This window comes from Carboxylicivirga sediminis, assembly GCF_018156225.1.
Classification (GTDB): domain Bacteria; phylum Bacteroidota; class Bacteroidia; order Bacteroidales; family Marinilabiliaceae; genus Carboxylicivirga; species Carboxylicivirga sediminis.
Genome location: NZ_JAGTAR010000001.1, coordinates 299,051 through 310,867, shown reverse-complemented (window position 1 = coordinate 310,867; position 11,817 = coordinate 299,051). Strand labels below are relative to the sequence as shown.

Here is an 11,817-nt window from a genome sequence, read left to right as displayed (position 1 = left end):
ATGAGATAATAGGAAGAGGGGAAGCACAATTGTGACTTCCCCTTTTTTAAAAAATAAAACTATGGAAGAAAAAAAGAATCCGAATCAGTTGAATATAGAGCTTAACGAAGAGGTTTCGCAGGGTACTTATTCAAATCTGGCGATAATTACTCATTCACCAGCTGAATTTGTTATTGATTTCGTGCGTATCATGCCAGGCGTACCTAAAGCACAGGTGAAATCGCGTGTGATTGTTACACCAGAACATGCCAAACGTTTAATGAACGCACTCAAGGATAATATTGCCCGGTACGAATCATTACACGGTCCGATTAAGAATACCGATAATAATGGTCAGGGCCCTGTGATGCCGATGAACTTCGGACCAGCCGGACAAGCATAACCGCATGTATTTAATTAATTAGGAAGAACGAAGCAGCACTGCTTCGTTTTTTTTATTTTTACTAAAAAAATCCAATGCGCAATTTCATTTTGATTACTCTTTTGGTTTTTAGTCTTATTTCTGCTTATTCATGTAAGCTAAGTGTTAAAGATGATATACCTAAATCAAGATTGGGATGTGAGCAGTTTGAGAAATACCTGCCTTTATTAGAAGGTAAGCATGTTGCGCTATTGGTCAATCATACATCTTTGGTTGGCAAGAGCCATCTTGTAGATACGCTGCTTGCGAGAGGTATTCTGGTTAAGAAAATATTTGCCCCTGAGCATGGCTTTAGAGGTAAAGCCGATGCAGGTGAACTTATTGAAAATAATGTGGATGCCAAAACAGCTTTGCCCATTATTTCATTGTATGGTCAGCATAAGAAACCAACAGTAGAAGATTTGAAAGGAATCGATGTTGTTGTCTTCGATATCCAGGATGTCGGGGTTCGCTTTTATACCTATATTTCCTCCATGCATTACATGATGGAAGCTTGTGCCGAGCATGCTGTTAAAATGCTTGTACTTGATCGCCCTAATCCAAATGGTGATTACTTCGATGGACCAGTTCTTCAAAACGAGTTTCAATCATTCGTGGGAATGCATCCAATTCCTGTAGTTCATGGCTTAACGGTTGGGGAACTGGCTTTAATGATTAATGGAGAATATTGGCTTAATGACTCTTTGCAATGTGACTTATCGGTGATTAAAATGGCTAATTATACGCATGATATGGCTTACTCATTACCAGTTAAGCCATCGCCTAATCTTCCTACTGATTTATCAATACGGCTGTATCCATCTCTTTGTTATTTTGAAGCTACGGAAGTGAGTATTGGTCGTGGTACGTATATGCCTTTTCAGGTAATTGGTTACCCCGACTCAACTTTTGGGCAATTCACGTTTACCCCTGTAAGTATTGAAGGGATGTCCAAATATCCGCCGCAGCAAGATAAATTGTGTTATGGTGTTGATTTACGACATGAAAATCTGACTCATCATTTTTCTTTAAAATACCTGCTCGAGTTCTATGAGAAGTCTGGTAAACGAGAGGACTTTATTAGCAGAAAGCGGTGGTTTAACTTACTGGCTGGAAATGATACCTTACTGAAGAAGATAGAAGCCGGATGGACCGAGGAAGCAATAAGGGAAAGCTGGCAAGAAGAATTAAACGCGTATTCTAAACTGAGAGAGCAATACTTCCTTTATCCTTAATTATACTCATGAAAAAAGCAATCATCGCAATTATTCTTGTTTTTGGATGGATTTTTACCTGCAAGGCTGGAACACAGCTTAACGATTCTGTAGACTATTCTATCAAATTATATGAGGTTCTCAAGCAATTTAGTTGGCTCAAGCAAACCGGTGATAATATGCCGCTACAAGATCTCACAACTGATAAGATCGGCTTTGTAGTGTCCGATGATTTTGACGAATGGGAGACAAACCTGTATCGATATCAGCAGGTTAAAGTCTATTCGGCTTATGATTCTTCTTTTGTAGATAAAGTTGAAGCAGATGCCATCACGCACCTGGTAGTTGTTACCAATGATAGCAATTCATTGGTTTTAGATGATGTTGTTGACCAAAACCTCACTTTGTCTTTGTTAAATTTCGCTGATTCATTAATGCTTGCAGGTGAGCAATTAGAAAAGGTGGATAATGCGCTCTTTTGTTCATCAAATACTGCTTTAAATAGAGATTTAGCCATTCAGCTTGTTTATAAAGCCATTTCGCTTCCTTCTGAGGGGGAAGCGCTTAATATATCAGATAAAAATCAGCGTTTGAAACATCTGTCGGCAGAAGTTTTCGGTTTAGATCAACAAGAGATAAAGGCATGCGTTGATTCAGTTGTTTATGAAGCCATCAATGCCAAAGCATTCCCTGGTTGTCGGGTACTTGTGGCTCTAAAAGGGGTAGTGATATTTAACGAATCTTATGGCTATCATACCTATAATAAACGGATTAAAGTTCGGCAGCATGATGTTTATGATTTGGCATCGGTCACAAAGATAAGTGGCCCATTACCATTAATCATGAAAGCTTGTGATGAGCAATTGATGGAGCTTGATCAACCATTCTATTATTATTGGCCCGATTGGGAAAAGCGTTTATTTCACCGTTCCAATAAGGAGGAAATGACAGTGCGAGATGTGTTGGCACACCAGGCCAAACTAACACCTTACATCAACTATTATCCCCTGCTATTAAAGGATGGGATGTATAAAGAGCAATATTTCGATATCAACAAATCAGACAGGTTTAGCTTACAAATTGATCGGCACCTTTATTTGTCAGCTAGCTTTAAAAAGGAAGTTTATAAAGCTATTCGTAAGTCGTCACTACTTGATGAGGCGAAGTATAAATACAGCGGTTTATCGTATATGATTTATCCGGATTTGTTGAGCAGGCTTTATAAAACAAATTATGAAACTCTGCTGTATAATGAATTTTATAAACCCTTGGGGGCGTCATCACTCACCTATAAGCCACTGGAATACATCGAGTCATCTCGCATTGTGCCAACAGAGTATGATCACCATTTCAGAAAACAGCAGATTAGAGGTCTGGTGCACGATGAGGCAGCAGCTGTCATGGGCGGCGTATCGGGTAATGCTGGTTTATTTAGCAGTGCCGATGATTTGGCTAAACTAATGCAGATGTACCTTCAGAAGGGCAGCTATGGGGGTATTCAATATATTTCGGAGGCAACGATTAAAGAATTTACAAAAGTGCAATTTCCGGCAAATAATAATCGTCGTGGAGCAGGTTTTGACAAGCCTTTGTTTGGAAATGATACGTTATCAATTCAGGATAGCTACCCGGCACCGGGTGTCAGCAAAGCCAGTTATGGGCATAGCGGTTTTACAGGCACTTTTGTGTGGATAGATCCTGAATATGAATTGGTCTACATTTTTTTATCTAACCGGGTGTATCCAACGCGTGATAATCCATTAATTTACCAGATGAATGTAAGGCCACGCATACAGCAGATTTTTTATGATGCGCTAAAAAATATTGATGGCTACCAATCTTCGGGCAAACCTTGATTAGGTTCTGGGTATTCAGGTTTGCTGTTCATCTTATAAAAGATCTGAGATTCGGTAATATCCATCTCAATCACCTTCATATGGATAAGATTTATTAGAATCTTCTCTGCTTTGCGTGGGCTGATATTGGCCATGCCGCAGAATTTTGAGAAGGTGATATAGCCATGTATACCAAGATAAGTTAATAGTTTACTTTCGGCATATTTAATTTTAAGTAAGGCACCCCCTGGCTCTTTTTCACGTTTCCACACCTCAGTTAAGATACGATTAGCTACCAGATTTTGATCTTTCACTCTGACATAGTAGGTAGGTTTACCATCTTTATCTGGCGCTGAATGAGGTTTTTTGCTACTTTTTTCAATAATAATCTCCAGAACTGTTTTTCCTTCTATTTCCCATTTTCGTGTTTCGAAATTAACAGATGGGCGGCAGTGGCGCTTGGCAGCCGATTCAATCATGTAGTATTCCTCATCTGATTCAACGCCTGCGATTTTACCATTGTCTTTTATGCCAATTAGTAATCGGCCACCATCTGTATTGGCAAAGGCAGCTATTGAGCGGGCAATTTTTTTGGTATCGGTTATGGCAAACTTAAAATCCTGGGTCTGGTGCTCACCCTCCTGGATCATTTGCTGAAGTTCTTTCTGATTCACTTGACTAGTATTTTGCGCAAAGATCGGAAAATTGGTCTGATTATTAAAACTCAATGAAGAAATGTTGGATGTGGACCATTAAAGTAATAGAAATACATAAATAGGTAATAATATGTTGATAGATAGCTATTAAGAATCAGTATTAATAGCGAATAATTTCTATAATTATGAGAAAAATCATGGAATTAAGTGTTAAAAAAACTTAACTTTTAAAGAAATAATTCTTTATACCAAGTTTATTTTAATCCCTTAAATCAACAGTTATGACTGAAGTTAAACAATTGGTAAAAGGATTGGCTGACCAACATGGCCGGACAATGGAAAGCCTTTTACCCATTCTTCAAGGAATTGTACACCAAGAGCAGCACATTTCTGAAGATGCCATGGTAGAAGTTGCCCGCGAATTAAATATCTCGGCAGCCCAGGTTTATGGCACTGCAACTTTCTACTCCTTCCTCCACACCAAGCCTTTGGGTAAGTATGTTATTCGCGTTTGTAAGACAATTACCTGCATGATGCATGGTAAAAATCAAATTATTAAAGAGTTAGAAACAGTACTAAAGATTAACCTGGGCGAAACAACGCATGATGGGAAATTTACACTGTTAGAAACCAATTGCTTAGGTCAGTGTCATAAGGGGCCGGCAATGCTCATCAATGATGAACCATATACGGAGCTTACGCCTGAAAAAGTGCGCGAAGTAATTATGAATTATAAGAAGAAGGAAATTAGTGCTAATTAATATCAAAGCAACAATACACCTTATCTATATGACCTAGTTCATAACCTGTAAACACCAATGCCAGGTCTATATTTATTGTTGACTGTGGCATGCGTCTCAACATATTATGTATTAAACATTTGGTTTTACGAGAATAAGGCAATATAGCTTTAATGTATTCTATCAAGTGTGACATCATAGTTTAAACGAACCAATTGAGGGTCGATTAATATTAAAAGACTCTGATTTAGAACCTTTGGTCGTTCAAGTAATTATCAGGCAAGTAAAACGAACGCAAACTGTATCATACTAATTGATATCCATTAGGATGAATCAAATTCAGCGAGAGTTTCACCTGCCAACTATAGATAAACTTAAACAGATGAAAAAGAACTTACAACGACTCGACCTCATTTTTAAGAATGAGCACGATACCGAAACAATATTAAAGAAAACACTAGCCCGAAGCAATGATGAAGTGATCAATGATTTAATCAGTTCCGGTTTGAAAGGGCGTGGAGGAGCAGGTTTCCCAACCGGCTTAAAATGGAAACTGGCAGCTGAAGCAGAAGCCGAGAATAAATATGTGATTTGTAATGCTGATGAAGGTGAACCTGGCACTTTTAAAGATCGCGAAATTCTATCAAGTGTACCACATAAGGTGTTGACAGGAATGGCAGTATGTGCCCACATTATTGGTGCTAAACAAGGATTTATTTACCTCAGGGGTGAATACAGTTTCCTAAAAAGCCAGCTTTTAGAAATTATCGATGATTTTCATGGCATACTAGATGAGTGTGGTGTTAACTTCAGAGTAGAAATATTTATGGGAAGTGGCGCCTACATCTGCGGAGAAGAAAGTGCTTTATTTGAGAGTATGGAAGGAAAGCGAGGTGAACCTCGAAATAAACCTCCATTCCCAACTGATTGTGGATACATGAACCGTCCAACCGTTATTAATAATGTAGAAACCCTCGCACATACGTATTCAATAATGAAATACGGGCCTGAAAAATTTAAAGACTTAGGTGTGCAGGATTCAAGAGGTTCTAAAGTGTTTTCTGTTTCGGGCGATACTCCCATACCAGGCATCTATGAACTGGAGTTTGGTATGTCCCTGCAAAAGTTTGTGGACGATTTTGGTGATGGTGATTCCAAAGCAGTTCAGGTAGGTGGGGCCTCAGGGTTTTGTGTGCCTCGCAAACGATTTGAAAAAACGATAATTGGCTATCAGGGCAAATTGCGCGGAACATCTCTTCCAACTGGTGGTTCCATGATGATTTTTAATTCATCACGTTCAATGTATAACGTGTTGCATAATTATCTTGACTTCTTTGTTGAGGAATCTTGTGGTCAGTGCACGCCATGTCGTGTTGGAACCCAGCAATTGCTTTTAGGTATTCAGGCCGTTAAAAAAGGTGAGCAACCATCTGTATATTTGGATAAATTATTGGATTTAGCCGAAGCAATGCGTATAACCGCTAAATGTGGATTAGGGCAATCAGTCGCTAATTCATTCTCATCCATTGTGGAAAATTTCCGAGAAGAAATGATTTACTAACCTTTCATCCAATTGTTATGTCTGATAAGATTAATCTAAAAATAGATAATATAGCTGTTAGTATTAATGGAGGCTCCACAATACTTGAAGCAGCCCGGAAAATTAATATACGTATTCCAACATTGTGCTATCACGAGGATTTGTGTGTCGCTGGTAATTGTCGTGTGTGTGTGGTTGAACAGTCAGGTAGTGACAGGTTGTTGCCTGCCTGTGCCATGCCAGTGTCCGAAGGCATGGAGATACATACCAACAGCATGAAAGTACGCAACGCACGCAAGCAGATTGTGGAATTGCTGGTGAGTGAACACCGGGCTGATTGTACCAGGTGCTATAAGAATGGAAAATGCGAATTGCAGGAATTGGCATCAGAATATATTGTTGGTGAGAATGGGTTTATAGACCTTGTTGCTCATAAAGGCTATACAATAGATAACTTTTCCCCATCTATCATTAAAGATGACAGTAAATGTATACGCTGCCAGAGGTGTGTACGCACCTGCGATCAATTGCAGAGTATAAGTGCTTTGACAGTGGCACACAAAGGAGAGCATATGAAAATATCCTCTTTCTTCGAGAAACCGATGTTTGAGGTAGTTTGTACAAATTGTGGGCAATGTGTTAATCGATGTCCAACAGGTGCGTTAACCGAAAAAACATATCTCGATGAAGTATGGTCTTCACTTAATTCTGATAGAAAGCATGTGGTTGTTCAAACTGCTCCGGCGGTAAGAATTGCTTTGGGAGAAGCCCTGGGGATGCCTGCCGGTGAAATTGTTACGGGTAAAATGGTATCTGCTCTACGTCGATTAGGCTTCAGTTCGGTTTTGGATACTGATTTTACGGCTGACCTTACCATAATAGAAGAGGGTAATGAATTGTTGCATCGGCTGAAGAAAGTGGTGAAAGATAAAGATGATAGCGTTAAATTACCTATGACCACTTCTTGTTCGCCAGGTTGGGTGAAGTTTATCGAACATGCTTTTCCTGAATATCTGCCAAATGTGTCAACGGCTAAATCGCCGCAACAAATGTTTGGTGCATTGGCAAAAACCTTCTATGCCAATAAAATTGGTGTTGAACCCGAAAATATGGTGAGTGTGTCAATAATGCCATGCACCGCCAAAAAATATGAGGCTGATCGACCCGAAATGCGCAGCAGCGGATATAAGGATGTTGACTATGTGTTAACAACAAGAGAGCTGGCACTGATGATTAAGCAAGCTGGTATTGACTTTGCCTCTTTGCCCGACGATGAGTTTGACAGTATAATGGGTGAGTCGAGTGGTGCTGCTGTTATTTTTGGCGCAACAGGCGGAGTGATGGAAGCTGCTTTGAGAACTGCATACGAGGTGGTTACAGGTCGTGAGGTGCCATTTGAGAACCTGGAAATAACACCTGTTCGTGGCATGGAGAGCATCAGAGAAGCCAATATTAAAATTGAGAATGTATTGCCCGAGTGGGATTTTCTGGAAGGAGTAGAGCTTAAAACATGCGTAGCTCATGGATTATCTAATGCTAAAAAGATAATGGAAGCTGTGCGAGATGGTAAAGCTGAGTATCATTTCATTGAGATAATGGCTTGCCCGGGAGGTTGCCTTGGAGGCGGAGGTCAGCCTATACCTACGTCACCAGCCATACGTAAGAAGCGGAGTGAGGCCATATATGCCGAAGATAGGCATAAACCAATCAGAAAATCGCATGAGAATCCGGAAGTGATGCATCTGTATGAAGAGTTTCTGAAAGAGCCTCTTGGGCATGTGTCGCATAAGTTATTGCATACGCATTATACAGAAAGAAATCGATATTAATTTTCTGAAACCGGCTTAGGTCGGTTTCTTTTTACTATTTTGAACTTGAAATACGAGTTTTTAGGAGTATGGATACTAAGCATGAAATAATTATTTGTCTTGGAAGCTCATGTTTCTCAAGAGGAAATAAAGATGTTTTAGAAGTAGTGAAAGAGTTTCTGAAAGAGCATCAGTTATCTGCCGAGGTCTTCTTCCATGGCGATTTGTGTGGTGGTAAGTGTGAAGAAGGTCCGGTATTAAAAATAGATACGACTTTGTTTTCGCAGGTGACCGTTGATAATGTGTATGAAATTCTAACCAGCTACTTCGATGTAGAAAAGGAAAAGTAAACGTATGGGGCAATTGATTGTAACTGATAAGGATAAATGTAATCTTAGTTATACTTGTGTTAGAGTATGTCCGGCCAAGGCCATCAAAATAGCTGACAAATATGCACAAATACTGCCTGACAGGTGTATTGGCTGCGGTCAGTGCGTTACCATGTGTGCTCAGCAGGCTATTCAGTACCGTAGCGATATAGAGATCGTTAAGAGTTTAATTGGTCAAAATGATAAGGTTGCTGCTATTTGTGATCCGGCTATATCTGGCGAATTTACAGATGTGGCAGATTATCGAAAGTTTGTAGCAATGATTCGGGAAATTGGCTTTGACATTGTTACGGAAATGTCTTTTGCGGTTGACTTGGTGGCATACAAATATAAGGATCTGGTAGACAGTTTCCAGGGTAAGCACTATATTACCACCAAATGTCCGCCTGTAGTTAGCTATATTGAGAAGCAGGAGCCGGAATTGGTCGAAAACCTGGCACCAATTGTGCCGCCATACATTGCCATGGCAAAAATTATTCACAAGCGCTATGGCGATGATGTTAAAATCGTTTACCTCACAGCATGTACTGCAGCTAAAGATGAAAAGAAGCAATTTTATCATACCGATGGTCATATAGATGGCGTACTTACGTTTGTTGAATTGCGGCAGTTGTTTGCTCAAAAGGGCATCACTGAAAAAACCGTTGAATTTAGTGAGTTTGATCCGCCATTGGGCCGCAAAGGTGGACTGTTTCCTATATCCCATGGATTGTTTCAAGCGGTAGATATCAATCAAGGTTTGCTCGAAGGAGATATCATTATCACCGAAGGTCGAACTAACTTTTTGCAATCAATTAAAGAATTTAAGCAGGAAAACCAGCTTAATCAGCACCTCGATCTGTTCTATTGCAAGGGTTGCATACAAGGACCCGGTACATCACAGGGAGGTAAGAAGTTTACCCGGCGTTCGCAGGTGATTAAGTATGTTAATAAGCGCATGAAAGCCATTGATGCCTATCAGTGGCGCCTGGATATTGAAGAGTTTAAAACCCTTGATTTAAACAGAAATTTTAAATCTAAAGATATACGACTGCCAATTCCATCTAAGGAACAGATAGATGCTGTTCTGGCCGATATGGGTAAATCGAAACAAGAAGATCAGTTGGGGTGTGGTGCTTGTGGCTATCCATCATGCAGAGAATTTGCAGTGGCCCACTTACAGGGCTTAACCGACTATGAACAGTGCTACACTTTCTCGATCAAAAAGCTGCGATCATATGTCAATAAAGTGAATGCATCCAATGAAAAATACAGGAAAACGCAGGAAGCTTTAGTGATAAGTGAGGAGAAGGCCAGGGTAGAAGAAAAACTGGCTCGTGAAGCTGCTGAAACAACTACGGCCATGTTAAATAAGTTAAGAGCGGGTGTAGTTATAGTTGATGAAGGACTTAATGTGATTGAAGCCAATGAGCGCTTTGTGGAGATGATTGGAGATGATGCACGCGAAATAGCTGAAGTAGTGCCAGGTTTAAAAGGGGCTGAATTGAAAAGTCTGGTCGATTTTCATAAGGTGTTTGCATCGGTTTTGCAGTCGGGACAAGATGTATTGGAGCGTGATGTTGAATTTGCCAATTCAATCATTAATGTATCTGTTTTTACCATTAAGCGGCATGAAATAGTTGGAGGAATAATACGGGACTTGATAACCCCAGAGGTTAGAAAGGAAGAAGTAATAAAGCGGGCCCGTGACGTGATTAAGGAGAACCTGGAAACGGTTCAGCAGATTGCTTTCTTACTTGGCGAGAGTGCCTCAAAAACAGAGAAGACCCTCAATAGCATAATCGAAGCGCAACAGTTAGGCGAAAAGCATGGATCCGGTAAATAAATACTTTATTGACGTTGAGTGTCGCCAAAATAATCATGTTGGTGAGATAATCTGTGGCGATGTCTTTCTTTCCAGGCGGATAAAGGAGGAGGGGCGAATAATTGCAGTGCTTTCCGATGGTATGGGAAGTGGTGTTAAGGCTAATGTTCTGGCAACATTAACGGCTTCAATGGCTATGAACTTCACAATAGAACACAGGGAAGTGGCCCGTTCAGCTGAAATAATTATGAATACCTTACCGGTATGTAGTGTGCGAAAGGTTAGTTACAGCACTTTTACAATTATTGATATTGAGGATGACGGAACCACCACTATTGTGGAATACGATAATCCGTTGTGCATGATAATGAGGGGGATGGATGAATATGATCCTGGCTGGGAAGATTTAATTCTTGACGGAGAACAAAATAAGGGTAAGAAACTGCGTATCTGCAAGTTTAAGGCCCGGTTGGAGGATAGGATTTTTTTCTGGTCAGATGGTATTGTACAGTCTGGCATGGGCACAAGAGCTTTCCCCTTTGGTTGGGGTAGAGAAGAGTTAGGCGAGTATGTGCAAAAGATTGTGAAGTACACCCCATTTGCATCCTCGGGTAAGCTGGCGCAAAAAGTTATTAATATGGCCCAGTTACATGATGGCGATAAGCCCAAAGACGACTCTTCATGTGGCGTTATATACTATCGGGAGCCACGCAAGTTACTGTTAATTACTGGCCCGCCTTTTGAAGATAGTAATGATTTTGCTTTCTCTTTAAAAGTCAAGCAGTTTAAGGGGCGTAAAATTATTGCCGGCGGAACAACCGCTGAAATTGTCGCTCGTGAGCTGGCACTAAAATTTGATGCCGGTTTTGAGTCGGAAGACAACGAATTGCCGCCCGTTTCCTACATGGAAAGTATCAACCTGGTTACAGAAGGTATTCTGACACTGGGTAAAGTGGCTCGTTTGTTGGAAACCTATACGGTTAATACACGACTTTCCAAGGGACCTGCTGACCAAATTATAAAGATGCTATTCGAAAGTGACCGCATTCACATCCTTAACGGTACCAGAATAAATGTAGCACATCAGGATCCTAATCTGCCTGTGGAGCTGGAAATCAGGCGCACAGTTGTAAAGCGCATCATGCGTCTTTTGGAAGTCAGATTCATGAAAGATGTAACAATAGAATATATGTAAGTAAACATGATGTAAATCATGAATCTTCAAAAGCTTCTAGATTGATATTCAGTTTTTAGTAGTGCTTTTAAATTGTAAGTTATTCCTCTGCCTGCCAAGTGATTTGTTGGGAAATAATTTAGACTTGTTCTGTATTATTGAAAACAGACTTCTGGCCTTTTTTTTCTCGGTATATTAGTATTAGTTTGCTGTAGTAATCAGGAAATATTTCTTTAATAATTAGCAACATTAACCTA

Annotated in this window: 10 protein-coding genes; 9 read left to right on the top strand and 1 reads right to left on the bottom strand. The window is 40.1% G+C overall.

Going from position 1 to position 11,817, the window contains the following annotated elements; translation table 11 throughout:
• Positions 1-61: 61 nt before the first annotated feature.
• From KDU71_RS01150 to KDU71_RS01140, 3 genes are all read left to right on the top strand, one after another.
• A complete protein-coding gene (locus KDU71_RS01150; protein ID WP_212188055.1) occupies positions 62-382 on the top strand; it encodes a DUF3467 domain-containing protein in 321 nt (106 codons plus the stop codon).
• 74 nt (positions 383-456) lie between these two features.
• Positions 457-1,635 carry an exo-beta-N-acetylmuramidase NamZ family protein gene (locus KDU71_RS01145; RefSeq protein WP_212188054.1) on the top strand — a complete coding sequence of 393 codons (1,179 nt, stop codon included), beginning with the start codon at positions 457-459 and terminating at the stop codon, positions 1,633-1,635.
• Between the two features lie 8 nt (positions 1,636-1,643).
• The gene (locus tag KDU71_RS01140; protein ID WP_212188053.1) at positions 1,644-3,470 is read left to right on the top strand and encodes a serine hydrolase domain-containing protein; all 1,827 of its coding nucleotides are present in this window, start codon (positions 1,644-1,646) and stop codon (positions 3,468-3,470) included.
• Here KDU71_RS01140 and KDU71_RS01135 read toward each other — a convergent pair.
• Entirely contained in the window at positions 3,446-4,123 is a 678-nt protein-coding gene (locus KDU71_RS01135; RefSeq protein ID WP_317195153.1) for an AlbA family DNA-binding domain-containing protein, read from the bottom strand. The two genes, KDU71_RS01140 and KDU71_RS01135, sit on opposite strands and share 25 nt — an antisense overlap.
• A gap of 263 nt (positions 4,124-4,386) precedes the next feature.
• Between KDU71_RS01135 and nuoE the strand changes: the two genes are divergently transcribed.
• The 6 genes from nuoE (at position 4,387) to KDU71_RS01105 (ending at position 11,581) form a co-directional block, all read left to right on the top strand.
• Entirely contained in the window at positions 4,387-4,866 is a 480-nt protein-coding gene (gene nuoE / locus KDU71_RS01130; protein WP_212188052.1) for an NADH-quinone oxidoreductase subunit NuoE, read from the top strand.
• Between the two features lie 361 nt (positions 4,867-5,227).
• Positions 5,228-6,406, top strand: coding sequence for an NADH-ubiquinone oxidoreductase-F iron-sulfur binding region domain-containing protein (locus tag KDU71_RS01125; RefSeq protein ID WP_212188051.1), 1,179 nt, complete (start codon positions 5,228-5,230; stop codon positions 6,404-6,406).
• Positions 6,407-6,423: 17 nt separating this feature from the next.
• Positions 6,424-8,214 (top strand): NADH-dependent [FeFe] hydrogenase, group A6, encoded by a 1,791-nt coding sequence (locus tag KDU71_RS01120; protein ID WP_212188050.1) that lies wholly within the window; start codon positions 6,424-6,426, stop codon positions 8,212-8,214.
• Between the two features lie 68 nt (positions 8,215-8,282).
• A complete protein-coding gene (locus tag KDU71_RS01115; RefSeq protein ID WP_212188049.1) occupies positions 8,283-8,543 on the top strand; it encodes an NAD(P)H-dependent oxidoreductase subunit E in 261 nt (86 codons plus the stop codon).
• Positions 8,544-8,547: 4 nt separating this feature from the next.
• Entirely contained in the window at positions 8,548-10,407 is a 1,860-nt protein-coding gene (locus tag KDU71_RS01110) for a [Fe-Fe] hydrogenase large subunit C-terminal domain-containing protein (protein WP_212188048.1), read from the top strand.
• Positions 10,391-11,581 carry a SpoIIE family protein phosphatase gene (locus KDU71_RS01105; protein ID WP_212188047.1) on the top strand — a complete coding sequence of 397 codons (1,191 nt, stop codon included), beginning with the start codon at positions 10,391-10,393 and terminating at the stop codon, positions 11,579-11,581. Before KDU71_RS01110 ends, KDU71_RS01105 begins: the two co-directional genes overlap by 17 nt.
• Positions 11,582-11,817: the final 236 nt, after the last annotated feature.

Bases quoted from the DNA above. Each gene is read 5' to 3' on its own strand.
- KDU71_RS01150 (WP_212188055.1), top strand. From the start codon at position 62: ATGGAAGAAAAAAAGAATCCGAATCAGTTGAATATAGAGCTTAACGAA.
- KDU71_RS01145 (WP_212188054.1), top strand. From the start codon at position 457: ATGCGCAATTTCATTTTGATTACTCTTTTGGTTTTTAGTCTTATTTCT.
- KDU71_RS01140 (WP_212188053.1), top strand. From the start codon at position 1,644: ATGAAAAAAGCAATCATCGCAATTATTCTTGTTTTTGGATGGATTTTT.
- nuoE (WP_212188052.1), top strand. From the start codon at position 4,387: ATGACTGAAGTTAAACAATTGGTAAAAGGATTGGCTGACCAACATGGC.
- KDU71_RS01125 (WP_212188051.1), top strand. From the start codon at position 5,228: ATGAAAAAGAACTTACAACGACTCGACCTCATTTTTAAGAATGAGCAC.
- KDU71_RS01120 (WP_212188050.1), top strand. From the start codon at position 6,424: ATGTCTGATAAGATTAATCTAAAAATAGATAATATAGCTGTTAGTATT.
- KDU71_RS01115 (WP_212188049.1), top strand. From the start codon at position 8,283: ATGGATACTAAGCATGAAATAATTATTTGTCTTGGAAGCTCATGTTTC.
- KDU71_RS01110 (WP_212188048.1), top strand. From the start codon at position 8,548: ATGGGGCAATTGATTGTAACTGATAAGGATAAATGTAATCTTAGTTAT.
- KDU71_RS01105 (WP_212188047.1), top strand. From the start codon at position 10,391: ATGGATCCGGTAAATAAATACTTTATTGACGTTGAGTGTCGCCAAAAT.